This is a genomic window from Pseudomonas sp. AM8, from assembly GCF_036346475.1.
GTDB lineage: Bacteria > Pseudomonadota > Gammaproteobacteria > Pseudomonadales > Pseudomonadaceae > Aquipseudomonas > Aquipseudomonas marginalis.
Genome location: NZ_JAOTNX010000001.1, coordinates 612,919 through 637,020, shown reverse-complemented (window position 1 = coordinate 637,020; position 24,102 = coordinate 612,919). Strand labels below are relative to the sequence as shown.

The window sequence follows — 24,102 nt, the reverse complement described above, 5'->3', positions numbered from 1 at the left end:
AAGCTAAAATGAAAACCGCGCTGTTCTCTATCGGGCTGTTGGTGGGGTCGATGTCCGTTGCCCAGGCGGCGGACGGAACTGTCACGTTCTTGGGGTCGGTCCATTCGGGTGCCTGCTCTATCAAGCCTGATTCGGTCGATCAGACCATTCCCCTTGGCGCGATCGCAAAACATCAATTGCAAGCGGGCGGGAAGTCCGAGCCGCGTCGCCTGCTGATTGAACTTGAGGGCTGCGACCTGGCGGGTCTCACCGATAACACCGTGACCACCACCTTCACCGGAGCGCCATCGAGCGTTGTGCCGGGTGCACTGGGCACCGTCGGGAGCGCGGGCAATGTGGGCATCATGATGACCCATGGCAGTAAACCCGTTGAATTGGGCGTGGCTACCACGCCGCAAGTGATTGCCGCCGGTGACAACACGCTGGAGTTCGGTGCCTATGTACAAGGCGCTGCCACGGGCGACATCGTGCCAGGCGACTTCAGCGCGGTGACCAACTTCACCTTGGCTTATCAGTAAGCGTTTTCCCCCGCCACCCAGCGTGGCGGGGGAGGCTGGTGGAGGCACAGGTGAAAACATTCATAAGTCTCGCTATCTCCTCTTCTTTGGCGATGTTCATCAGCCCTGGGGTGGTTGCCCAGGAGCCTGCTCAAGGTGATGGGCTTGTCACGCTGGGAGGAGAGGTCGTCGACTCGGCCTGCGGGCTGGAGTTGGTCAGCGTCGATCAAACCATCGATATGGACCCCGAGCCCATTGGCCGGTTCCTGCGGCGCGCCAGGGGCCAGGACCAGTCCTTCCAGTTGCGCCTGGTCAATTGCACCTTGAGTCGTACCGATCCATCCCGTCCAGGGGTAACGCTGCCCGACTGGCAGCACCTTCGGGTGACGTTTGACGGCCCCACCGACAGAGGCGGTCGTTCTTTTGCGGTCTTTGGTGGCTCCCAAGGCGTTGCGATGAATATTGAGGATTCCGCTGGCCAGTTAAGTGTTCCGGGTCGGCCGATGACTCCACATCCGTTAACGGAAGGCGATATGACGCTGCACTACACGCTTCATTTTGTCGGTAACGGATTGCCCATAGTGGCCGGAGCCCACCGTACTGCCGTGCGGTTCAAGTTGGAATATTTTTGAACGTTGATGGGTTGCTTGCATGTTAAATACAGCGAAGGTCAAAAATACGCTGCGCCCAAGCCTTTTTGGCGGGTTGATATCATTGGCAGGCACTGCACTGGCTGCTGGGGATATTGAGTTTAATACTGATGTTCTTGATCTGAGTGATCGCACTAATATTGACTTGTCTCAGTTTGCCCGCAGCGGGTTTATTCTGCCGGGCACCTATTCGATGGTAGTGCAGATCAATGCCCAGCCCATTGCTGAGCAATCGGTGGCTTTCTATCCCCCCGATAATGACCCTAAAGGCAGCCAGGCATGTTTATCGCTGGATCTTGTCGATCAATTGGGTCTCAAGGCGTCGGACGCGGCCAAACTCAAATGGTGGAAAAACGGCGAGTGCCTGGATACCGAAAGTTTGCCTGGCATGGAGGTCAGTGGCGACCTGGCCACCTCCACACTGAACATCAACCTGCCCCAGGCCTACCTCGAGTACAGCGCCATCCATTGGGATCCGCCGTCCCGGTGGGATGAGGGGGTGCCGGGGCTGCTGGTTGACTACAACATGACGGCGCAGTCCAGCTATCAAAAGAATGACGGCACCCGCAACAACCTCAGTGGTAACGGAACCCTTGGCGCCAATGCCGGGGCCTGGCGCCTGAGGGCCGACTGGCAGGGGCGGATCGAGAAAGGCGTGGAGGGGGCACCCAGGGATCAACAACAGTTGGAGTGGAGTCGTTACTACGCCTATCGCGCAGTGCCTGCACTGAAGGCACGCTTGACGGTCGGAGAGGACTACCTGTACTCGGACATCTTCGACAGCTTCCGTTTTACCGGGGCTTCGCTGATCTCGGATCAAAGCCAACTGCCACCCAACCTGCGTGGCTACGCACCGGAAGTCGTCGGGGTCGCCAAGACCAACGCAAGAATCATCATCAGCCAGAAGGGCCGCGTGCTGTATGAAACGCTGGTCGCCGCAGGCCCTTATCGCATTCAGGACCTCAGCGACGCCGTGAGTGGCACTCTGGATGTGCGGGTCGAGGAGCAGGACGGTTCGGTTCAGACCTTCCAGATCGATACGGCAGGCGTTCCCTACCTGACACGTCCTGGGCACGTTCGATACAAGCTGGCGACCGGGCGCCCGTCCGATCTTCAGTACGGCGCCAACGGCAGCGTTTTCGGCACCGGCGAATTCTCCTGGGGGATCAGCAATGGCTGGTCGCTGTTTGGCGGCGGGATAACGGATAACAACTACCGCGCATTGTCTGTCGGGGTCGGTCGCGACCTGCTGGCGTTCGGCGCCGTATCGCTGGATGCCACCCAGTCCCACGCCAGTGTGTGGAACCAGACATTCTCGGGCAAATCCTACCGCCTTCAATACTCCAAGCACTTCGAGCAGTACGACAGCCAGGTCACGTTTGCCGGTTACCGGTTTTCCGAGAAAAACTACTTGAGCATGAGCGAGTACCTGGACGCCCGTCATTACGGGTTGAACGGTGAGCGCGGCGGGATCGAGCGCGGTGAATACATCGAGGGCTGGAAGCCGATTGGCGACAGCAAGGCCCTGTATACGGTGACGCTCAACAAGCAGTTTCGTGACCTTGGGGCGACCGTCTACGCCAGCTACAACAAGCAGACGTATTGGGGGCGCCCGGACACTCAGCGTTGGAACCTGTCGATGTCGCGCTACTTCAATGTGGGAACCGTCAGGAACATGAGCCTGTCCCTGAACATGTTTCGCACCCAGGAGTATGCCTACAAGGATAACGGAATGGCGCTGACGGTCAGCCTGCCGTTGGGGCGCAGCGGCACCCTGTCGCTGGACGCCAACAGGACCTCGGGTAAAGAGAGTTTCTCGACGCGCTACAGCGATCGCCTCGATGAGCGCAACAGTTACCAGCTCAATGCAAGCGACCGCTCCGCCAGCGGCTATCTGAGTCATATCGGCGACCAGGCCGACATCGATCTCAGCGCCAGCACCCAGGAAGGCAGTGGCAGGACCCTCAGTGCATCCATTCGCGGCGGCGGCACGCTCACGCCCTACGGTGCGGCGCTGCACCGAACCAATGGCACCGGTGGCACCCGCCTGATGCTCGACACCGGAGGTGTGCCCGATGTGCCTGTGCGTGGTTACGGCACATCGACCCGCACCAACGCGTTCGGCAAGGCAGTGATTTCCGATATCAGCAGCTACCAGCGTACGGCCGCCAGTGTCGACCTGGAGAACCTGCCGAGCAACGTTGAAGCCACTCAATCGGTGACCCAACTGACCCTTACCGAAGGGGCCATTGGTTATCGGTCCCTGGACGTGATTGCCGGTGAGAAGGCCATGGCTGTCCTGCGCCTGCCGGATGGCAGTGCACCGCCCTTCGGCGCGACGGTGAAGAACACCAAACAGCAGGACACCGGGATTGTGAACGACGGTGGCGCTGTTTACCTGAGCGGTATTCAGGCCGGTGAGCAAATGATCGTCAGTTGGGGCGGCATCGAACGCTGCCTGCTCACGCTGCCCGTCGCGCTGCCCGCAGACAGTTTGACCGATGCCTTGCAATTGCGCTGCCAGAGCGTAGCCACTGATCAATCCTCACCCGAGCCAGCAGCGCTGACCGGGAAGCGTACCGATACGGAGAACAACGCCTCATGATGCTCAATACGCACCCCACACTCCTGGTCTTCGCACTGCTGGCTCTGGGGCTGAGCCAGAGTGCCGGCGCCGCGGTTGGCCTGGACCGAACCCGGGTGATTTTTGACGGTGGCAAGGATGCGACCAGCGTGAATATCACCAATAACAACACCCAACTGCCGTACCTGGCCCAAGGCTGGATCGAGGACGAGGAGGGCAACAAGATCACCTCGCCCTTGATCGTGCTGCCGCCGGTTCAACGCTTGGAGCCCGGCAAGCAAAGCCAGGTGAAAGTGCAGGCGTTGCCGGCGGCCAAGTCGTTGCCGCAGGATCGCGAGACGGTCTACTACTTCAACCTGCGGGAGATTCCACCGCGCAGCGACAAATCCAACACCCTGCAAATCGCGCTGCAGACCCGGATTAAATTGTTCTACCGACCGCAGGCCATCGCTCCCAGTCAGCAAGACCTGTCCAACCCCTGGCAGGAAAAGCTGACCCTGACCCGCCAGGGCGACCGTTACCAGGTGAACAACCCTACGCCTTACTACGTGTCTCTGGTGGATGCTCGCAGCAGCAAAGACGGCAAGACCGTGCCGGGTTTCGAGCCCGTGATGATCCCGCCTAAAGGCACGCAAACCCTCGGGCCGACGGCCAAGGCGCTGGGCAATTCACCCTACCTGGCCTACGTGAATGACTACGGCGGGCGTCCATTACTGGCGTTCACCTGCACGGGCGAAACATGCAAGGTGAACTTGCAAGTCTCGACGCCTAATGAGTAGCAGCCTGCAGCGGGAGAGCGTCATGAAGTTGCACAACGTGAAAGTCCTGGGCTGTGTGTTACTGGTCCTGGCAACGCGCGCGGGCGCCGAGGATGACGATGGAATCGATGGCCAGCGTGGCCGGTTGAACGTTTCCGGATCCATGCATGAGTCCCCTTGCACGCTGGAGATGACATCGTTGCATCAAACGGTCGACTTGGGCGCCGTGTCTGCCAGTCAGCTGCAACGACCTGGCGATCAGGCCCCATCGAAGCCGTTTCAACTGCGTTTTCAGGATTGCCAGCGCACCGCAGGCAGTATCCGCAGCGAACGTACCGGGAACCTGGCATGGAGCGCTCACCAACCGGTGTTGTCGGTGACGTTTGTTGCCCCTGCCGATGCCGACGACCCACGACTGGTCAAAGTGCAAGGCATCACCGGGATGGGACTGCGGTTGACCGATGCCCTGGGGCGCGATGTACAGCTGGGCTCCAGGGGCGAACCGTTGTTTCTGAGCGAGGGCAGCACGACCCAGACGTGGAATGTTCAACCCACGCGTACCTCCGCGCCGTTGACCAGCGGAGCGTTTCGGGCCGTGGTGGATTTCAGGCTCAGTTATGAGTAAGGGCAAAACAATGGCTAAGTCAGTCGGCTCGCGGGCCATTCTTATCGTGGGGGGCCTGTTGTGGGCGGTCAGTCAAGGCGCGCAGGCCGAGACCAGCCTGATCATCCGCGCAGTCATCATTGCGCCTCCGCCCTGCGTCATCAATGGCGGCGGTACGCTCAATGTGCCTTTTGGCAATGACCTTCTTACGTCACGGATCGACGGGGTCAACTACCGTCGCAACGTGCCTTACACCGTCACCTGTGACGCCCCGTTCAGTAACGCGATGACTCTCCAGCTCAGGGGGACCGGGGCTTCGTTCGATGGGCGTGTGCTCTCGACCCGCAACCCGGACCTGGGGGTCAAGCTGTCGCTCAATGGCGCTGACTGGGCGCTGAATTCGAGCGTGAATTTTACCTATCCGAACTTTCCCGTGGTGCAGGCGGTGCCTGTCAAGCGCGCGGGCAGCCGGCTGGTGGGAGGCGCATTCGACGCTGCCGCCACCTTCGTGATCGATTACCAGTGATGAGGAGCGCGCAATGACATGCTGGCAGCAGCGAGCCTTGCTCGCTTTGTGTTCCATCGGCCTCTGCCATAGTGCGTCGGCCAACGTAACGTTCAGCGGAACGCTTAACGAGCCCCCGCCCTGCACCATTGATGCGGGCAACGAGATTGACGTCGACTTTGGGGATGTGGGGGTCAAGCGGGTCGATGGGGTGAAATATCGCCGGGGGGTGGGTTACACCATCAATTGTGGCGTCGACACGCTCCCGTGGGTACTCAAGTTGAGTGTCAACGGTACCCCCACGACGTTCGACGGCGCGGCATTGCAGACCAGTGCACCTGACCTGGGTATTCGGATATTCCAAAACAACCTGCCGTTTCGACTCAATACGCCACTGGACATCACCCTGTCTTCCCCGCCGGTATTGGAAGTCGTGCCGGTCAAACAGCCCGGTGCAACGCTTGCCCCCGCCAGGTTTACCGCGGTGGCGACGTTGTTGGCCGAGTACCAGTAGGAGTTGGATATGGGACATGAAACTGTTCATAGGGCCAGGCTGTACGCCGTGCTGGCGTGCCTGCCGGCCCTCGGCCTGATCTGCGAAGCACACGCGGCGGATAACCTGAATTTCAAGGGCAACCTGGTTGAAGAAGCCTGCACCATCCGCCCGGGTGACGAGGCCATCAGCCTGGAACTCTGGGACCTGACCAGCAAGCACCTCTACATCAATACGCGTTCGGTGGGCAAAGGTTTCAAGCTGCACCTGGAGGACTGCGACACCACCATCGGCGACACGGTGACCATCACGTTCGGCGGCGTAGAAAACCGGGAGCTTCCGGGGTTGCTCGCACTCGATGGTGGAAGCGGCGCCTCCGGTATCGGGATCGGTATAGAGACGCTGGGTAACAAGCCCTTGCCGCTGAATAAAACCAGCGACGAACAGGTACTGAGTAATGGCAGCAATGTCATCGAACTCAAAGCCTACGTGCAAGGGGAGCCGATGGCCATCAGGGACCAGACCATAGGGCACGGCAGCTATACCGCGACCTCTACTTTTACGCTGGATTATCCGTAGTCGTGAGCCGTCATTGACCGGCTGAAAACAGCATTGGACAAACTTCACATCTCTCCTGGGCGGCTTAAGGTACGAACTCCGCGTTCGCAGGCCAACGCCTGGTGGAGGAGCAACGAGAGATCAAAATGAAACGATTCTATGGAGCCATTGCACTGCTCGCCTTGATGGGTGCAACTGCCACCGTGAAGGCCGCAGAGTGCCGTGTGAATGGCGGGCCGTGGGGGTGGTCCCTGCAGGTCCCTGTGACTGTGACCTTGGCGGCGGATCGTACGCGGATCCTGTTGGAAGGCGCCAGGCTGGAATGCCGATACAGCGCCGGGCATGGCCCAAGTTGGGGGGAAGATTACTGGGCAACGGGGAACGGCACTATTACGCCTTGGACCCCTGGCCCCAAGTTTGCAGGCGAAAGGACGGGGCTACGAATTAACGGGGCTTTTCACAACACCCCGATCCCGAACGGTATACGGTTGGCAACGATGCCCAACAATGGGATTGCTTACCCGATCAATGTCACGCCTTTTATTCTGGTACGCAACAGCCCGTCTAATCCGATCAATATTCGAGTAGGAGACAACCTTGGCCGGTTGCATCTCACTGCGACGAACAATTACAGCGCCGAAGTGGCGGAAGTCATCCTCATCTACACCGCCGCCAACAACTTCGACATCTCGCCATCCACCTGCACGATCAACAACAACAACCCGATCGAGATCAACTTTGGCAACGTACACCAACGGGCGATAGGCACCGATCCGCTGACGACCTCCATCCGCAGCAACCGCCGGCTCACCTATTCATGCCCGGACGGCGGGATTACCACGCCGATCACCATCACCTACAAAGGTACCGCCTCGTCGTTCGACACGCGCCTGCTGCGCATGACCAACCCGGACGTGGGCACGGCCCTGGTTCGTGGCGCAAGCGCGGTTCAAGTCGGTGGTTCATTCCTGACCCAAATCACCAACAGTGTGGGGAGCGACGATGTGACGTTTTCCCTCGTACGGCGTTTCGGTTCACTGCCTGCCGCTGGGGTTGTCAGCGGCAGCGGCGTCCTTGTAATGGGGGTGCCCTGAGGCTTACTCCTCTTCGCTGCCTTCCGCACGCCAGTAACCCACCGCCTTGAGGAACGCCTCATTGACCTTGTGTGTGTCCAGCAGCACCCGGCGGACCTGGCGCGACAGCCTGGTTTCGGTGGCGACAAAGCTGTACAACGAACCGCTCGGCAGCGTCAGTTTCTGCACGGTGTCGAGCAGGTCGTCCTGGCCGCGCACGATCCATTTCACCTCCACATCGGCAGCACTTGCCAGTGCCTGCCGTTCCGCCGCATTGGCGATTTCGATCACCGCCAGCACCTTGCGCCCGGCCGGTAATTCTTCCAGGCGCCGAGCAATGGCCGGGATCGCCGTCTCATCGCCGATCAGCAAATAGCTGTCGAACATATCCGGCACGATCATCGAGCCCCGTGGCCCGCCGATATACAGGTGCTGGCCGACCTTGGCCTGTTCAGCCCAGGTGGAGGCCGGGCCGTCGCCGTGCAGCACGAAGTCGATGTCCAGTTCGCCGATGTCCAGGTCGAAGCGGCGTGGCGTGTAGTCGCGCATCACCGGCTGCGGGCCGTCGCCCTTGATGTTGAAGGTCGGGCTTTCCAGCGCCGCTTGTTCCGCAGCGTTCTGTGGGAACAGCAGCTTGATGTGATCGTCACTGCCCAGGCTGATAAAGCCCGCCAGTTCCGGGCCGCCCAGGGTGATGCGGCGCATGCGCGGGGTGAGGTCGACTACCCGCAATACTTCAAGGCGGCGGCGTTTGATTTCGTGGGTGACACGGTGGATGGCTTGCGTATTCATTGAGCTGTCCCGTCGGCAATGGCTTGGGCGGCGCCGTTGAGCAGCGCCGCGACACGAACGATTTCTTCCGGGCTCCAGCGCCCGTGGTGCGAATGCAAGGCGTGGCGCAGGTTATGCACCGCCTCGTGGATTTGCGGCGGGCGGTCGTGACCGCGCAGCGAGCGTTTGCTCAATTGGATGCGCATGCGCACACCGTCCAGCGCAACCGCCTGTTCGCTTAAGAAGAGACGTCCGGCGTCGGTGATTGTGTAGCGTTTTTTTCCGCCTTCGGCGTCGCCGCTGATCAATTCGCTTTCTTCCAGAAAGGTCAGCGTCGGGTAGATCACCCCTGGGCTTGGGGTGTAGGCGCCGTCAAACAGGCCTTCGATCTGGCGGATCAGGTCGTAGCCGTGGCAGGGCTGTTCGGCGATCAGGGCGGGCAGCAGCAGCTTCAGGTCGCCCGGCGCAAAGACGCGCGGGCCACGGCCGCCGCGTTCGCGGACGGGGCGTTTTTCGAAGCCGTCGCGGTCGTCACCGTGGTCTCGGTGGTGATGAGGGTCTCTCATGATCGTTCTCTCCTGTCTAATTAAGATACAACTTAAGATATATCTTACGAGAAGCGCAAAATCGCCTGACGAACGGTAGCGCAAGCAAATCTGCGCTTGGCGGGTGGTCGGTAGGGGTGAACGGAGCGTGGCAATGCTCGCCTTTAAGTGGGCGAACACATGGCATTTGCATGAATATTAAATACAGTTGTTAGTTGGAGTGTTTACTCTAGAAGTATGCAGACTCAAGCCCGCTCTAGTCGTGTGGCCGATCTCCTACAGCTTTATGATTTATATAAGTAGTATCAGTGATGTTTGGATGTAATTAGTGGATGACAGTTAATATTTATAATATTGAATATTAAGGTTTTTTTCTTTCCGGTCGGGTCGAGATTTATTACGCGCTAAAGCGAAGTTGCTGGCATCGTCAAGTGTGATTTCCAAGCACTATTTGCCTGCGTCGCAAGACCCGGTTTATTCGTGTTTTGTCGCATTGGGAAAATCGGTTTCCCAACCAATATCTAATGCCACAACAGGTACTTAAAATGCTTAAGAAGACCGCTTTCGTACTGCCGTTTCTCGCACTGGCTTTCAGCACGTCCAGCGTGTTCGCCGCAGGTGAAGCCAGCAGTGTCATCAACATCAAGGCAACGATTCCGACCAAGCAGTTCCACGCGCAGCCACGTGACCCCAACTTCGGTCGTGACGAAACCATGAACTACAACACCGTCACCGGCGAGTTGAGCCAGTTGCGCGCCACCTACGATGTGAAAAACACCGACGGCTCGATCAAGGCTTACATCGAGGGCGGCCCTGCTTCGTTGACCAACGGTAGCGACGCGATCGCACTGACCAACACCTTCAACGGTGTCGTACTGACCGGCTCGCCGCTGGAAGTGGTCGATGATGCCAGCTCCACTCCAGGTACCCAGGCGGACCTGGTAGTGGCCGCTGCCAAACCTGCGGATGGCGTTTCCGGGCTCTTCACCACCAACTACACCATCGTGTTCGACCACGAGCCGCGCGTCACGCCGTGAAGCCAGGCTCGTTGAGCGGTAAGCACCGGCCTGTGGCTCGGTAGTCAAACCGGTCGGCAGTCAGTCTCTGTCTGTCGGTCGGCCGGTTTTCTCGTATTGAAATTCGAAATCAGAGTATTCCGTTCATGTTCCCGATGACTCCCATCGCGGCAGCGCTTGCCTTGTTGTTTTGTGCGAACGCGCTGGCGGCAGGTACTGCCGACGGCACTACACCTCGTAGTCTGCTTTCCCAGGCCAAGGGACTACCGGCGGACTTTGAAGAGCATTTCTTCGATGTGCCCCTGGCAGTCAAGGTGGATCTGGACCAAGAGTTTGTGTCCGAGGCGATGATCGTATTGACCCGTGATGACGGGCTGACCTTACTCGACTTTACCGACCATGACGGCAGCGTGGTCAAGGATGACGAGCGTGACCGCTGGGCCGAGTACCTGAAACAAGGCGTGCCCCTGGGGGCATGCGAAACCAATTGCCCCGACGGGCTCATGGCCGTGCATTACAACCTGGAAAACTCCACGGTTTCCCTGCTGACCGAAAATGCCGAGCGCGACGCCGAGGAGCAGCGCTACTACTTTCTGCCCACCGGCGGCAGCACCGGCCTGATCGTGCGCAACCAATTGAACCTCAGCGGCGGCGAAGGCCAGGACCTGGGCGGGCGCTTCGGCATCGATGCCAGCAGCAGCCTGGGCCTGTGGAGCCAGACCCTGAACATGCAGTTCTCGCGCCTCGGCGGGCCGGACGACGATGACCTCAACCACGCCGTGTATGCGCTCTATACCCAGCGTGAACTGCAGGGCAATTTCCTGCGCCTGGGTTATTTCACACCCAATGCCGAAGGCCTGACCCGCCAGTTGCGAACCTTTGGTGCCAGCCCGGACACCGCCGTGGGCGTGATGTATGGCAGTTCCGACAGCCTGATGATCAATAATTCCAAGCCTGCCGTTTACCCGATCTATGTCACCGCCAGCCGCCAGGCAGCGGTGGAGATTTATCGCAATGGCCTGCTGATCAACACCCAGCCGGTCAGCAGCGGCTTGCACAGCCTGGACACGCGGCCGCTGCCCGGTGGCATTTATGAAGTGGAAGTACGCCTGGTGGAGGACGGCCAGATCACCAGCACCACCCAGGAGTTGGTGTACAAGCCCAACAACTGGCGCAACCACGACGAGCGCTGGCGCTACAACCTGTTTGCTGGCCGGGAAAGCAAACTGCTGAGCAACTTTGATGAGCAGAGCAGCGGCAGCCCGACCGCAGGCATCTCGGTGAACTACCTGGCTCACCCCCGTGTGGTGTTGGGGGCGTCCGGTCGCCAGGTCAAGGACAACATGCAATACGGCACCTCGGTCGACTGGACCCTCGCCGACCAGGCCAGCCTGTATGCCAACGTCTACTGGACGGAAAAATACGGCACCGGCCTCGACCTCAACGGCCTGTACAACTACGGCCTGGGAAGCGTCGTGTTCAACCACACGCGCAGTTGGCTAGACACCCGTAACACCTATGAAACCCTGCCGGATGGCACGCGCATTCGCCAGCGCGATGTGTTTGTGGGCCAGACCAGTAACTCATCGATTTCAGTCAACCACCGCTTGAGCAACCTGCGCTCGATCAACGCTCGCCTGTTCTACAGCGAAGGCAACAGTGAAGGCGTCGGCCTGGACCTGGGCTGGACCGAGCGCACCCATCTGTTTGGCAACGACGCCAACTGGCGCGTGTCGGTATTTGACCGGCCAGCCACCGCCAGCACGGGCGACCGGCGCAACCGTGGGGTCGACCTGAGCATCAGCCTGGCCCTCGGCGCCCCCGGCGAGCAGTGGTCCGCCAGCATCGGCACGCGTACCTCCCGCGAGGGCACCCGCGACAACAATGCCTCGCTGACCTACCGCAAGGACCTGCAAGACCACATGCTGCAAAGCGTCTCCGCCACGGCGATCACTGACACCTACGGCATCGGTTTGTCCGGCATGGCCAGTTTCGAGAACGAGTTTGTCAGTGGTGATGGCTACGTCCAGCGTTCTTCATTCAACAATGAGCTGGCGGGCGGCCTGAACCTGGACAGCACCTTTGCCCTGGGCCAACAAAAAATGGTGCTCACCAGCCAATACCACGGCACCGGCTCCGGGTTGATCGTGGATGTCGAAACCGACGTCGACGACATCGCCCTGCGCGCCGATGACTTGAGCGGCGGTAGCACGGCCCTGCGCCCTGGTCGAAACTTCATCCCGATCACCGCCTACAAAGGCAGCTCGGTGAGCTTCGACTTCGAAGGCAACCACGCGCCCTCGGCCTCGATTCAACCGCCGCGCACGCGCTACCACCTGAACAAGGGCGGCGTGGAGTACCGCAAGGTCAGCGTGATGCAAACCGTCACCGTGCTCGGGCGCCTGGTGGACCCCCAGGGTAAACCGCTCAAGGGCCTGCATGTGATCAACCACGCCACGCGTGGGGTGAGTGAGGTCGACGGGTTCTTCTCCCTGGAAATGAATGCCAGTTCGCCGACCCTGGAAGTGCGCCGCAACAACCAACTGCTCTGCCAGTTCAGGCTTGATCCTTCCAAGGCGCGCCTTGAAAACAGTGTGCTGATGATCGGGGACTTGCGCTGCACGCCGGATACGTTGGCGGAGTCCACAGTCACCGAACAAATCGCTGGATAACGTACCTGTGACTGGCCACCGTGAAATGGGATTTTGATCTATGAAAACTGTATTACCACTGGCATTTGTCGCACTGACAAGCCTGCTGGGCGGTGGGTTCAGCGGGGCCGCGCAGGCGATGTCTCAGGACATCACCGCAGTGTTCACGCCTGACCCGGCGAACCCAATGCGAAATGAGTTTCGCAACACTACACCGGTGACAGGGGTATGTGCCTGGCATATGCCCGCTGCGTGCGAGCGGATGAAGATTTTTACGATACGCACGGACAGTTTTGTTGCCAACGCGAATGCACCTATTCAGGCGTTTCATGAGGACCCGCGCCAGGGCGCCATGTGGAAGGTGCCGTCTGAGTGGCGGGACGTGCTGGTGACCCACACGCGGACTGGAGAAACCGCAATCGTGCAGGTGCGGATCGCCGGTATCGGCCACCGATGGGATGCTCGGCCGAACACGAGTGTCTGGGCGCGGCCGGGCGTGTCCTGGACTTCGCAATGGGTCAATGCGCCAGCCCCTTGCCAGAGCACCGGATTTCTCACGGGAAGCAACTCACTTGCGCTGTTCTTCTGGCTTGTTCCCGAAAATGCAGGCGTGTGTAGCCGCTACCCCGGCACCACAATCGACCGCTTCTGGTACAGCACCTTCGAGTTTGCCTACGCGCTGCGAACACCCAACCCGTTGGGCATGTCGTCGGGGCAGTACACCGGCAATATCACTTACAGCATGGGCCCGCGCCAGGACTTCGACTTCGGTGATGTGGTGATCCCGGGTGATGATCAATTGACCCTGAATTTTACCCTGGACGTGCAGCACACCCTCCAGTTGGAGGTGCCGCCCGGTGGCAATCGCGTGGAATTGATCCCTCAGGGCGGTTGGCAGGCCTGGCTGAACCAGGGGCGTAAACCCGTGCGGCTGTTTCGCGATCAGACTTTCAATATCTCTGCGTCGTCGCGCTTCAAGATGCAACTGGAGTGCGAGCGAGTGATGGGCGACACCTGCAGTATTCGCAACGGTAATGACCATCAAGTGCCACTCACCATGAGCGTGAGCTTGCCCCACGGCCTGAACCGCGCCGATGGCTCGGCCGTGGTTCGCCAACCCTTGCTGTTGAGCGGTGCCGGCACCGAGCAATTCCAGCCGGGGTTCTATGTGAACCGCCGCCCTGGAACCTTGCATTTCGAGGTCGCCAAGGAACATGTCGACGCCATGCTCAGCCAGGGCGGCAGCACCTATTCGGGGCAGGTCACGGTGATCTGGGATTCGGACCTGTAAACGGAGAGCGTTATGTGGATCAAGTATGTGTTGGCCCTGTGGGTGCTCGGCGGCTTGCCGCTGTGGGCACACGCCGGCCCGAGCCTCAACGTCGGGGCGTTCTACGACTACCTGGAAGGCGATAAGAGTACCTACCTCAAGCGGGTCTTCAATGCTGGCGACAGCACCGCCTTTGTACGGATCCAGGTGCAGGAAATCCTCTACAACAATGACGGAACCTCCGAAGAGGTGGCGCTCAAGCCGGCCGCCGACCCCAGCATTCGTGACGGCCTGATGGCCAGCCCGACGCGCTTGATCGTTCCGGCCGAAGGCATGCAGGGCACGCGCCTGTTGTACCTCGGCGAGCGCGAAAAAGAGCGTTATTTCCGCGTGCGCTTCGTGCCGGTGATGCCAGAAAAGGACGACGAGTTTGCGGTTTCGAATGAGGAACGCGAAGCCTACAAAACGTCCTTGTCAGCCGGGGTCACGGTATTGGCAGGGTTCGGCACGGTGTTTTTCGTGAGGCCCAAGGTGACGCGCTTTGCGACGGGCACCGATGACAGTGCCGGGAGCTACCGTCTGCGTAACGACGGCAATAGCGTGGTGGTGATCGATGAGTTCAAGGACTGTTCCACCGCCGCGCCCCAGGACTGCCAGCCCACCACCAAGCACCACATTTTGCCAGGCCGCGCGTTTGACTTTGACAAGCAGGCCGGGCGGACTTACCGCTTCACTCTGATCGAAGGCGGTGACAAAAAACCTTATGAGGTCAAAGGATGATGAGCAGTGAAACAACCCACGTCGGCTGGCGCGGACGGCCGTCGGAGACGCTGTACAAAGGCCTCGCGTGGGCGGTGTTGTTGGTCGCCGTGCTGTTCAGTTCATCGGCGCTGGCGGTTCGCGAAGCGCGGGTGTTCGATGTGTCGGTGACCATCCCGACCTCGGACTTTTACGTACTGCCGATCACCCCAGGGTTCCTGGAGCGTGAGCAACAGATGGTCTGGGACCTGGTGCCGGGTCGCCTGCGTCCGCTGCGCGAACACTTCGACGTGAAGAGTTCGGCGGGCGGGATCAACGCGCGGCTGGGCGCGGTGCCCATGTTGTTCAACGGCGGGCGTACCTATATCGACTTGAGTGTCACGTTCAATGGCCAGGCGCTGAGCCTCGACGACACTCTGGTGGTGCCCCAGGACGAAGCGCGCCAGGGCAAACGTGTGCTGCTGGACATCTCGGCGGTCGAGCCGGCGGATGGGTTTACCCCCGGCGAGTATTACGGCAGCGTCGAGCTGCTGTTCGACGCGGTACGCCCATGACGATTTTTAAAGGAGGGGTTATGAAACGTGTAGCGGCAATGCTGGGCTTGATGGTGTGTTCGTTGAGTGCCCAGGCCGGGCCGAACATCAACATTGGCGACTTTTACGACTATTTGCGTGGCGATAAAAGCACCTACCTCAAGCGTGTCTTCAACGGCGGCACCAAGACTGCCTTCGTCAAGGTCAACGTCACCGAAATGCTCTACAAACCCGACGGCAGCTATGACGAAGTGCCGCTCAAGCTCGAAGCCGACGGCAGCGTGCGCAATGGTCTGGTCGCCAGCCCGGCGCGGCTGATCGTGCCGGCCGATGGCATGCAGAGCACACGTTTTGTATTCATCGGTGAGCGCGATAGCGAGCGCTATTTCCGGGTACGTTACCTGCCAGTGGCGCCCGAGAAAGACGACGGCTTTGGTGTCACCGATGAGGAGCGCAAAGCCTATGAAGAGACCTTGGTGGGCGGTGTGCAGGTGATGGCTGGCTACGGCACCGTGTTCTTCGTGCGGCCCAAGGACAGCCGCTTCGATACGCGGGTCGAAAATGGCGGGCAGCGTTACACCTTGCGCAATGCGGGGAATACGGTGGTTGTGGTGGATGAGTTCAAAGATTGCGCGGCCAATGACCGAACGTCGTGCGCCCCCACCACCAAGAATCATATTTTTCCGGGGCGGGTGTTCAGCTTTGAAAAACAGGCCGGGCGTACTTATCGGTTCTATTTGGTAGAGGGCACTACCCAAAGAATCGTCGAAATCAGTGGCTAGCAGCGGTGCACAAGGTATGGCTGCCCGGTTGCAGATAGGGCATCAGCACCGGCGCCATGCCCTTGAGCACCTGCACCGGCAGCGCTGAGGTAAAGGTGAAATTCTGCGCGCCGCTGCCGGGAACAAAGGCAGTCAGGGTGCCGAAGTGGTGTTCACCGATGTAAAACACAAAGGTCGCGGTGCGGTTGATCGCCTTGGAACTCAGGACCCGCCCACCCGCGCCAATCGCCTCAATGCGGTTATCCCCGGTGCCGGTCTTGCCGCCCATCGCCAAGGGGCTGCCATCGGCCAACTTGAAACTGCCGGAGACACGTTTGGCGGTGCCTGCGTCCACCACTTGCGACAAGGCCCCACGCAAGGCGGTGGCCACTTCGCTGGGCATCACCCGTTTGCCGCGATTCGGGTCATTGATCAGGCGGGTTTCATAAGGTGTGCCGGCGGCAAAGTGCAGGCTGTCGATGCGCAGGGTCGGTTGGCGCACACCGTCATTGAGGATCGTGCCCACCAGTTCGGCGAGGGCCGCGGGCTTGTCGCCAGAACTGCCGATGGCCGTGGCCAGGGACGGCACCAAGTGATCGAAGGGGTAGCCGACGGCTTTCCAGCGCTGATGAATATCCAGGAACGCTTCGATCTCCAGCATGGTGCGGATGCGGCTGTCGCGGGCGCTTTTGTGCCGGCTCTTGAATAGCCAGCCATAGACTTCCTGGCGTTCATGCTCGCTGGCCGCGACCGCCTGGGTAAAGGTCGCTTCGGGATGGTTGAGCAGGTAACCGAGCAGCCATAGGTCCAGTGGGTGAACCTTGGCGATATAGCCTTGGTCCGGCAGGTCGTAGGCGCCGGGGCCGTAGCTCAGGTAGAGTTTTTGCAGGCGCTCGTCGCTGAGTTTTTCGCTGGTCTTGCTGCCGCTCAGGTGGGAGCGGATGAAACGGTCGAAACTCTCTTGGCTGGCCTGGGGCAGCAGGTAGCGATGCACGGCCGCCAGACGGATGGCAGTGGGGTGCAGGCCGTCGAGGAAGGTGTTGAGCCGGGCCTGGGTGTCCTTGTTGCGGTATTTTTTCCAGAAGCGCAGCAAAAACGTCGTGCCCTCGCGGTCGGCGAACTGGGCCAGGTATTCCTGGCGCCGTGGGTCGCTGTCGTCCTTGAGTAATTGCGCGCTGTTGCCCGGGGCCTGGTAGGTGCTGTAGCGCACCAGGTCGCGCATCAGGCGGATGAAGGGCAGGTTGATCGACTCGCGCAGGGCGTCACGCAGGGTCGGGCTGCGGCCGTTGTCTTCGTTGCGAAAGTTGTGGAAGTGATGCAGGCCGCCACCGGTGAAAAAGCTTTCGCCGGGGCTGGCCGAATATTGTCGATCAAGGGCTGCGTCGAGCATCTTCGGCAGGCTCTGGTCACTGTTTTGCGCCAGGTAGTCCACGGCCCAGCGGGACAGGCGATCCTGGTCATCGATCTCGATTTTTTTCAGCGCAGCGGGCGGCTGGCCGGCGAACCGATCATGCAACTCGCTGATGATTTGCAGGTAGGTGGTCAGTACCCGCAGCTTGGCGGTGGAGCCCAGTTCCAGCTTGCTGCTTTCGTTGATGTCGAACGGTTGGTCGGTGTTGTCGGTCTGCACCCGTACGCGGGCACCGTCGGGCGTCATCTCATACAGGGTGAAGCTGTAGCGCACTTGGGCGGTGCTGCTGGGCGTCAGCAGGCGCGGGCCGAGTAGCCCCAGTTGGCCGGCGAAGGCCGGGTCTGCCAGGCGTTTGAGGTAGTCGGTGGCCTGGGTTTGCAGGTCGCTGTGCAGGGTGCTGGTGGCGGACAGGTCGAGGCGGTCCAGGTCATACAGCGGCCGGTTGAGCAGGGAACCCAGGCGGCTGCGGGCAACGTTGATGCCTTTGTTGCTTTCGATGGGCTGGACCGTGGGCTGCTGCTGCCAGTCCCGGTACGTGACCCGGCTGGCGAGTGCGGCCTCGGACAGCCCCGGCTCAATCACCCCGTTCTGCGCCAGCAAACGCAGATGACTGTCGGTCAGTTGCTCCAGGTCGGCACGGCCCTTGGCGAGGTAGTAAGACGGGCGGCGCTGGGCAATCATCAGGGACAACACTTCGCGCAGGGCCAGGCCTTTTTGCTTGAGCGTTTGCGGGTCGTCACTGGCGAGCAGGGCGTTGGTCTGGTTGAAGTCGGCGCCATACCAGACCCGCAGTCCTTCTGCCAGGCCATGCACCTCGCCGTGGCCGGGCACCGCCGACAGCGGCACGCTGTTGAGGTAGTCGCGCACCACATCCTGACGTGCTTGCAGGCTGTCCGGCCCGCCCTGATACGCCCGTACACTGGCGGAAATCATCTGGCGGATTTTCTCACCACCGCTCAGGGTCAGCCCATCGGGTGAGTGGCGGTATTTTTCCAATTGCGTGGCCAGGGTACTGCCACCGGCACTTTGGCCAGGCAGGTGCAGCAAGCGTGCGACCTGCGACCACGCGGCCTTGGCAAAACGTGGCCAATCCACGGCGGGGTTGGCTTGGGGTTGGTCGGGGTCGAGCAGGTCGCGGTTCTCGATAAACAGCAGGCTACTGACGATCACGGGCGCAATGGCGCTGAAACGCGGGTACGCCTGTTGCGGGTAATTGAAGCGGTACACCGGGGCGGCCCGGCAATCGGTAATCGTCAGACCAGCCTGGATTTTCTCGCGGTAGGGAATGAACAGGCCGTGATCGCTGTAGTCGATCAGCGCCGTGGAGAAGCGTGCCTGACGTTCGATCAGGTAGTTGCGTTTGAGCAGGCGCGGCAGGAACTCACCCAGGGCGCTGTAGCCCAGGCGCCGGTCGAACGGACCGTCGCCGGGATAGACAATGGCGTCGCTGGCACCGGGTTGTACCGTATAGCTCAACGCGTGGGCGAGACGGCTTAACTCTCGGGCTTGCCAGTGGGCCGTGCGCATTTCCCGATGGGCGGCAAACCCCAGCGCGATCAGGCCGATCAGCAGCAGTAACCAGACCATTCGCCACGCATACAGCCGCTTGCGGGGGCTTTGCGGCAATGGCTGTTCATCCAGGCTGTCGGCGGGGCCAGCAGCCTTGGGTGAATCGGTTTGCCATAAAGCGCCCATAGTCGATTGATCCATTCACGCAGATTGATCGGACTTGATTCAAGCGTAGACGTTGATTGAGGCAGACAAGGGATTTGTCGCAAACCCCTAGCGGGCTACCGCAGGTGCGTGGAAGGCAAGCCATAGCCTGCGAGGTCAATCGGACCGATTTCCGGTGTCCGTTACCAGGAGCTCCCTCATGTCTCAAACCCCCCCTGTGCCCACGTTGCGGCGTGCGCGCATCGAGCGGATCGTCAATACGTTTTCCTCTGTGCCGAGCTTGCGTACGGTAGCGCAGGCCCAGATCCAGGCGGCACTGGATCGGCAGTACCCTTCCTTGCACTATGCCGCCGCACACCTCGCCATTGGCATACCGGTAGGTCAGGGTTATCGCTACAGTGCGCTGGCCGACGAAGTGCTGGCGCGCCTGGCCCGTGCGCGACCGGTTCGGTATGTCGAAGACTTTCACCAGGTGATGCAGCATCAACGGGAGGTCTACGTGCAGGGCGGGCCGGGGCTGGTCGATCTGGAACGGCTGGTCAACCACGCGGGACGCGAGTTGTTGGATGCCTGGCTCGCACGTTTGCGGGATTGGTGGGGGGCGCCGCGAGGGGCGGGGACGAGCCGCTGGGCTGAGTTGTCCGATGAATTACTGGGGTTGCTGTATGAATGCCAGATGCCTGCGGGCATGAGTGCAGAGCACTTTTCACGGCTGTTTCCACGTCAGGCGCTGCACCCCAGCCGACCTGATCGTACGTGGCGTTCGCAGGGTGAGACGTTGACGGTACGTACGCTGTCGGTGCGCCGTGGCCAGAGCACGCAACCCCCTGACATGGTGCCGGTATTGATCCTTGATCACCGGCTGCTGGGGGCCGAACTGCGCACGCTGCTCGTGTTCAGTCCCGCCACGGGGATTCATCCGTTGCAACAGTTGGAGGATATCGAACCCCTGATCCCCGGGTTCGTGAGCGCCTCGCTGGCACACGGGGCCGTGGAGTGGTTTGTCGAGGAACTACCCGGCGACCCGTTCGATGCGTTGGCGGCCTGCTTTGCCCAACAGCAGAGCGCCGAAGTCATGGCAATCGACCGCTCAGTATCACGTACGCCCGAGCAGTGCCAGGCAATGCTGGACTACGTGACTGACCCCCATCGTTGGTTCGAGTCGGCCCTCACACCTGAACAGCAACGCTTGCAAGATCGATTACCGCTCTGGCTCATCCATGCTTCGCCGGACGACAGCCTGGCCTATGCTCGCCTGCTACAGGGGCTGGTCGCTGCGCAAACAGCGGCGGCGGGGCACACCTTTCTCGACGGTATCGCGCCGATTCGCACGTTCACCGCCCAGGCCCTGACGCACTGCCTGGAGAAGGAGCCCCGCGCCAAGGCGATCAGCCCGGATCACATTGAACTGACCTACAGCCTTGTCACGGCGGTGATGTTGCCAGGCGGTTTTACCAGTGGTGATGCCCACCGGGTGACACTCACGCTGACGGAGCTGGCCCTGGAAAACCTCGGCGGTTTCCCCCATGCGCCGTCCCAGATAAAACTCAACGGCGACGTGGCGCCCGCTTGGTTGAGCGCCTCTTTGTTGACCGGCTGCGTGACCGAGACGGACGTCGGCCAGGCGTACCCCGACCTGTTGCGCAAAAAACTGATCGACGACCCGATTGAATCGGCCCGCCGCGAGAAGCTGTTCAGTCGGCAACTGCGGGCGCAACTGCCGCTGCTGGCGCTGGAGCTGAAGCTCAAACGCGAGGGCGGCTTGAGCCAGGCCGGTTACCGGTTGGTGGAGGCGGCCGTCCAGGCCAGTGCGGATGGACGCGCGGCGGGTATGTGGTCGCTGGCATTCAAGGCCACGCCAGCTGCGACGGCGGACGAGGTGGTCGGTTTTTACGTGATCGGCCCACGTGACACCGAGCACGGGCCGCATCTGTTGTACCGGCCGTTGTCGACCCCAAGCCTGCGTGAGTTCGAGTCGCAGCAGGCGTTGTTGGAGGCCATCAAGACGCCAGGGGAATTGCACGACAGTGTCCTCGCCTGGATGGCCCCTGCCCGCCAGCCGGTGTATGCCAACGGTGGTTTCCAGGAACCGCATGTCGCGCACTTTCTGGCCGGTGATGAGTTCAGCGTGCCGGATCGGCCAGCGCCGGCACAGCTCAGTAAGCGGCTGGAGGAAGGCGACCCGTTGCCTGGCCTGTTTGTCTCGACTGCCCAGGCGTTGGTCAGCCTGGCCCAGGCTCAGTCGGTGTCCAATGCTCAGCAACGCTGGCGGACGTTAAAGGCCGGCGGTTGGTTGCTGTTCAATACACTGCTGCCGTTTGTCCGGGGGCCGGCACTGCTGGCGGGCTGGATGGTGCAGGTGATGGACAGTGTCCAACGGGATGTGGCGGCATTGGCCAGTAACGACTCGGTCATGCAGACCCAGGGTGTGATAGACCTGTTGACCAATCTGGTGATGATCCTGGCCCATCGGGCCTCGCCTCATGAGTGGCCGGCGATGCTGGACCAGCAAGCCTCAACGTTTGCTTCGCCAGCGTCGATGCAGCGTCCTCCCGCAGTGATACCTGGCCCTGCCACCGTGCAGTTGCAGCCTCCCTTCAGTTGGAGTAATTCGCGCGATACGCTCACACCGTCCTTGCGCGCCCGGCTGGAGGGTATGAGTCTTAAGGCCTTGCCCCAACCTTGGCCATCACGGCTGCCAGGCGCACAGGCTTCGGGGATACACGAAGGCTTGCTACTGGATACGGCGTCGACCCCGGTCCACTGGCAGGCGCTGGTGCGCGGTCATGTGTACCGCGTGCAAGTGGCCCGTGACCGCGTGCGAGTGGTCAGCGCCGACGGTAGCGCGAACGGGCCGTGGCTCAAGTCGCTGGGGGGCGGTGCATGGGATGTGGACTTGGGCTTGCGCCTGCGCGGCGGGCAATCGGATACCCCGACCGGCCTGGTTGACAGTGAGTCACGCCGTCAGCAACTGGAGCAGGATTACCGCCAATCCACCGAGCGCCGGGAAACCGCAGACCGTGCCCTGACCACGGCCCGCATGCTTAGAGACAGTGAGGATACGCGCGTCACCGAACAGCATCGCGCCACGGCGGGCGCTCGCTATGTGCAGGAGCTTCAGAACAAACTCGAGGCCTCATTGCTTGAGCTGGAGTGCCTCAGGGCGCTGCAGGTCATCAGGCGCCGACCCGGTTATGCGAGAGAGTTGTCCACGTTGCTGGAAGGGACGGCGCTCATGTTGCAGCTATTGCTCCAGCACGCCCGCCAACAGACCGTCGCGATCCACCGCAGGTTGGTGCCGCTGCTGGAGCTGGTGCAATCGCTGAGCGCGCAGGAGGCACTTTTGGATATCTATCAGCAGCCCCACCGGCAGATCATGGAGGGGCTGCGGCAGTTGGCCGACAGTAATGAGCAAGCCATTGACTGGCGCGGCCTGCAACTGGGTTTGCTGGATGAACTGAGTCAGGTGCCCAAGTATGGGCGGGACAAGGCCCAAGCCTTGCGCGAGAGCGAGTTGTCCGCGCCGACGGTGCTCGAACTGCAATCGCTGCAGGTCACCGCCTTGTGGGCCGTGGCGATCAATACCGAAGGGCCGACGCTGGAGGAAGGTTTTTTTCAAAGCCTGGACGACACCATTCACCGCGCCCGTTGGGCCAGTGGCTCGCAGGCGCACTTGGACGAGCTGGCGCCGCAAAGTGCGGAGCTGCGTACCGAGTTGCTGGAGAGTTTCGACCGTGTCTACGCCTTGAGCGATGATCGGATTGAGTTCTGGCGCGCTATGGCCCCGGAGCGATTCGATCTCAAGTACCTGGAGAAGCTGCAACAGTTGCTCGCGCAATTGCACAAGGAGGTTCAGCGTGAGCTGGCAGCGGTGCTGGTTCCGACAGCCGCCGCGACGCCTGCTGTGGGACGTGCGCGGGTTCGGCAGAAAAAAATCATTCGCGTGCGCAACCAGGACATGTACGTCGCCCAGGTCAAAGTGACAACCGGCGAGCATCCCCAGGAAGTGGCCGAAGTCACGGATGCCCAGGACGCGGTGATCGCCACGTTTACCCAGGCCGACGATGGCATTTGGGAGCCGGTCAAGGCACCCGCCCCGGCGCTTCCTGGGCCGCAGCCCAACCTGGACCGGCTGGTCGAACAGGGGCAGGCGTTACGCGCGCCGGTGGAAAAGGCCATCGCCGAGGTACTCAAAATGGTCAGTCGGGCCAATGAGCCTCAGTCGTTGCAGGACCTGCTGGAGCAGCGCGCCGACAAGTTGCGCCAGTGCGCCGAGGCGATCCAGCAGCGGTTGCTGCACAGCGTGCCGGAGCGCCTGGCCGCGACGCAGCGTGCCCGGGCCACAACCGAGGCCGATGAGTTGCGCGCGGCCGCCAGCCGCTTGTCCGAGCAAGGTTTGCAGGCACGCCTGGCTGCAATCAAGGCGCGCCTGCCGACCCAGGCCGGGGTGCAGGTGCTGGTCAGTCATCACGAAGCGCGCATCTTTCGCCAGGGGGCGCGGGTCGAACTCGCCGGACGGTCCAATGACTGGTTGCAAGCGTACGTGGTGATGGACGCGCAAACGCGTCAGGCCCTGTGCTACGGGCATTTTCACTACGAACGGCCGACCGGGCCGGACGACCATTTCACCGCTGCGCACCTCAAGACACCCGCGCAACATCGAATGGGCAAACAGTCCCAGGCCCAGGCCCGTGCCCAGGCATTCGCCAGCATGCAGGCGGGGCAAAGCGGGCGTGTGACGCAAACCCTGGAGATCCATCGGGGCGAAATCAACCTCAGGATGGCGCGCAGGTTGTTTTTCGATGCGCCGCAGTGGACCGGCGACTGGTGATCGATACGGACCCTCGGGCTAGAGCGCTCCAGCTCCGGTAAATACGACCAGGGCAGGGGCATGACGGTGCACCGATGCTGTGCAATACTCGCCGCCGTTTGCGACAGACTATTCCTACAGTTCCCAGGTGATGCCCCTCCGCAGAAGCGGCATTTGCC

Annotated in this window: 19 protein-coding genes; 16 read left to right on the top strand and 3 right to left on the bottom strand. The window is 61.1% G+C overall.

Annotation, left to right across the window (positions count from 1 at the left end):
* The first annotated feature begins 8 nt into the window (after nt 1–8).
* The 9 genes from V3W40_RS03110 to V3W40_RS03070 all read left to right on the top strand — a co-directional run bounded on the left by V3W40_RS03110 (nt 9) and on the right by V3W40_RS03070 (nt 7,743).
* On the top strand, nt 9–518 hold the full coding sequence (locus tag V3W40_RS03110) for a fimbrial protein (protein WP_065926573.1): 510 nt from the start codon (nt 9–11) through the stop codon (nt 516–518).
* A gap of 50 nt (nt 519–568) precedes the next feature.
* A complete protein-coding gene (locus V3W40_RS03105) occupies nt 569–1,129 on the top strand; it encodes a fimbrial protein (RefSeq protein ID WP_330214418.1) in 561 nt (186 codons plus the stop codon).
* Nucleotides 1,130–1,148: 19 nt separating this feature from the next.
* Entirely contained in the window at nt 1,149–3,752 is a 2,604-nt protein-coding gene (locus tag V3W40_RS03100) for an outer membrane usher protein (RefSeq protein WP_153227260.1), read from the top strand.
* Complete coding sequence (locus tag V3W40_RS03095) at nt 3,749–4,510, top strand: fimbria/pilus periplasmic chaperone (protein ID WP_065926571.1); 762 nt, start codon at nt 3,749–3,751, stop codon at nt 4,508–4,510. Before V3W40_RS03100 ends, V3W40_RS03095 begins: the two co-directional genes overlap by 4 nt.
* Before the next feature lie 22 nt (nt 4,511–4,532).
* Nucleotides 4,533–5,114 carry a fimbrial protein gene (locus tag V3W40_RS03090; RefSeq protein WP_065948889.1) on the top strand — a complete coding sequence of 194 codons (582 nt, stop codon included), beginning with the start codon at nt 4,533–4,535 and terminating at the stop codon, nt 5,112–5,114.
* A gap of 10 nt (nt 5,115–5,124) precedes the next feature.
* Complete coding sequence (locus V3W40_RS03085; protein ID WP_065926569.1) at nt 5,125–5,619, top strand: fimbrial protein; 495 nt, start codon at nt 5,125–5,127, stop codon at nt 5,617–5,619.
* Nucleotides 5,620–5,632: 13 nt separating this feature from the next.
* Complete coding sequence (locus V3W40_RS03080) at nt 5,633–6,112, top strand: fimbrial protein (RefSeq protein WP_330214417.1); 480 nt, start codon at nt 5,633–5,635, stop codon at nt 6,110–6,112.
* A 9-nt stretch (nt 6,113–6,121) separates the two neighbouring features.
* Nucleotides 6,122–6,670, top strand: a complete 549-nt coding sequence (locus tag V3W40_RS03075) for a fimbrial protein (protein WP_065926567.1) — start codon at nt 6,122–6,124, stop codon at nt 6,668–6,670.
* Nucleotides 6,671–6,795: 125 nt separating this feature from the next.
* Entirely contained in the window at nt 6,796–7,743 is a 948-nt protein-coding gene (locus tag V3W40_RS03070) for a fimbrial protein (protein WP_330214416.1), read from the top strand.
* A 3-nt stretch (nt 7,744–7,746) separates the two neighbouring features.
* Here the strand turns inward: V3W40_RS03070 and V3W40_RS03065 are convergent, their stop codons facing one another.
* Both V3W40_RS03065 and V3W40_RS03060 read right to left on the bottom strand, forming a co-directional pair.
* A complete protein-coding gene (locus tag V3W40_RS03065) occupies nt 7,747–8,514 on the bottom strand; it encodes a siderophore-interacting protein (protein ID WP_330214415.1) in 768 nt (255 codons plus the stop codon).
* Complete coding sequence (locus V3W40_RS03060) at nt 8,511–9,059, bottom strand: PadR family transcriptional regulator (RefSeq protein WP_065948887.1); 549 nt, start codon at nt 9,057–9,059, stop codon at nt 8,511–8,513. The genes V3W40_RS03065 and V3W40_RS03060 overlap by 4 nt, the downstream gene beginning before the upstream one ends.
* A gap of 524 nt (nt 9,060–9,583) precedes the next feature.
* Here V3W40_RS03060 and V3W40_RS03055 point away from each other — a divergent pair.
* From V3W40_RS03055 to V3W40_RS03030, 6 genes are all read left to right on the top strand, one after another.
* Nucleotides 9,584–10,075: a CS1 type fimbrial major subunit gene (locus V3W40_RS03055; protein ID WP_065926563.1), complete on the top strand. Its 492-nt coding sequence runs from the start codon at nt 9,584–9,586 to the stop codon at nt 10,073–10,075.
* 125 nt (nt 10,076–10,200) lie between these two features.
* Nucleotides 10,201–12,726: a CS1-pili formation C-terminal domain-containing protein gene (locus V3W40_RS03050; RefSeq protein ID WP_330214414.1), complete on the top strand. Its 2,526-nt coding sequence runs from the start codon at nt 10,201–10,203 to the stop codon at nt 12,724–12,726.
* Nucleotides 12,727–12,766: 40 nt separating this feature from the next.
* Complete coding sequence (locus V3W40_RS03045) at nt 12,767–13,996, top strand: hypothetical protein (protein WP_330214413.1); 1,230 nt, start codon at nt 12,767–12,769, stop codon at nt 13,994–13,996.
* Between the two features lie 12 nt (nt 13,997–14,008).
* A complete protein-coding gene (locus V3W40_RS03040) occupies nt 14,009–14,755 on the top strand; it encodes a pilus assembly protein (RefSeq protein WP_065926560.1) in 747 nt (248 codons plus the stop codon).
* Nucleotides 14,755–15,288, top strand: coding sequence for a CS1 type fimbrial major subunit (locus V3W40_RS03035; protein ID WP_176718755.1), 534 nt, complete (start codon nt 14,755–14,757; stop codon nt 15,286–15,288). The genes V3W40_RS03040 and V3W40_RS03035 overlap by 1 nt, the downstream gene beginning before the upstream one ends.
* A gap of 20 nt (nt 15,289–15,308) precedes the next feature.
* On the top strand, nt 15,309–16,049 hold the full coding sequence (locus V3W40_RS03030) for a pilus assembly protein (RefSeq protein ID WP_065926559.1): 741 nt from the start codon (nt 15,309–15,311) through the stop codon (nt 16,047–16,049).
* On the opposite strand, the gene V3W40_RS03025 is transcribed toward V3W40_RS03030, so the two are convergent.
* Complete coding sequence (locus V3W40_RS03025) at nt 16,039–19,134, bottom strand: transglycosylase domain-containing protein (RefSeq protein WP_330214412.1); 3,096 nt, start codon at nt 19,132–19,134, stop codon at nt 16,039–16,041. The genes V3W40_RS03030 and V3W40_RS03025 overlap by 11 nt on opposite strands.
* A 178-nt stretch (nt 19,135–19,312) precedes the next feature.
* On the opposite strand from V3W40_RS03025, the gene V3W40_RS03020 reads away from it, so the two are divergent.
* Entirely contained in the window at nt 19,313–23,944 is a 4,632-nt protein-coding gene (locus V3W40_RS03020; RefSeq protein ID WP_330214411.1) for a hypothetical protein, read from the top strand.
* The last annotated feature ends 158 nt before the right edge of the window (nt 23,945–24,102 follow it).

Excerpts from the sequence above, each read along its gene's own strand:
- V3W40_RS03055 (WP_065926563.1), top strand. The coding sequence starts at position 9,584 with ATGCTTAAGAAGACCGCTTTCGTACTGCCGTTTCTCGCACTGGCTTTC.
- V3W40_RS03020 (WP_330214411.1), top strand. The coding sequence starts at position 19,313 with ATGTCTCAAACCCCCCCTGTGCCCACGTTGCGGCGTGCGCGCATCGAG.
- V3W40_RS03095 (WP_065926571.1), top strand. The coding sequence starts at position 3,749 with ATGATGCTCAATACGCACCCCACACTCCTGGTCTTCGCACTGCTGGCT.
- V3W40_RS03040 (WP_065926560.1), top strand. The coding sequence starts at position 14,009 with ATGTGGATCAAGTATGTGTTGGCCCTGTGGGTGCTCGGCGGCTTGCCG.
- V3W40_RS03060 (WP_065948887.1), bottom strand. The coding sequence starts at position 9,059 with ATGAGAGACCCTCATCACCACCGAGACCACGGTGACGACCGCGACGGC.
- V3W40_RS03070 (WP_330214416.1), top strand. The coding sequence starts at position 6,796 with ATGAAACGATTCTATGGAGCCATTGCACTGCTCGCCTTGATGGGTGCA.
- V3W40_RS03090 (WP_065948889.1), top strand. The coding sequence starts at position 4,533 with ATGAAGTTGCACAACGTGAAAGTCCTGGGCTGTGTGTTACTGGTCCTG.
- V3W40_RS03085 (WP_065926569.1), top strand. The coding sequence starts at position 5,125 with ATGGCTAAGTCAGTCGGCTCGCGGGCCATTCTTATCGTGGGGGGCCTG.
- V3W40_RS03110 (WP_065926573.1), top strand. The coding sequence starts at position 9 with ATGAAAACCGCGCTGTTCTCTATCGGGCTGTTGGTGGGGTCGATGTCC.
- V3W40_RS03075 (WP_065926567.1), top strand. The coding sequence starts at position 6,122 with ATGGGACATGAAACTGTTCATAGGGCCAGGCTGTACGCCGTGCTGGCG.
- V3W40_RS03030 (WP_065926559.1), top strand. The coding sequence starts at position 15,309 with ATGAAACGTGTAGCGGCAATGCTGGGCTTGATGGTGTGTTCGTTGAGT.
- V3W40_RS03025 (WP_330214412.1), bottom strand. The coding sequence starts at position 19,134 with ATGGGCGCTTTATGGCAAACCGATTCACCCAAGGCTGCTGGCCCCGCC.
- V3W40_RS03100 (WP_153227260.1), top strand. The coding sequence starts at position 1,149 with ATGTTAAATACAGCGAAGGTCAAAAATACGCTGCGCCCAAGCCTTTTT.
- V3W40_RS03080 (WP_330214417.1), top strand. The coding sequence starts at position 5,633 with ATGACATGCTGGCAGCAGCGAGCCTTGCTCGCTTTGTGTTCCATCGGC.
- V3W40_RS03050 (WP_330214414.1), top strand. The coding sequence starts at position 10,201 with ATGTTCCCGATGACTCCCATCGCGGCAGCGCTTGCCTTGTTGTTTTGT.
- V3W40_RS03065 (WP_330214415.1), bottom strand. The coding sequence starts at position 8,514 with ATGAATACGCAAGCCATCCACCGTGTCACCCACGAAATCAAACGCCGC.
- V3W40_RS03045 (WP_330214413.1), top strand. The coding sequence starts at position 12,767 with ATGAAAACTGTATTACCACTGGCATTTGTCGCACTGACAAGCCTGCTG.
- V3W40_RS03035 (WP_176718755.1), top strand. The coding sequence starts at position 14,755 with ATGAGCAGTGAAACAACCCACGTCGGCTGGCGCGGACGGCCGTCGGAG.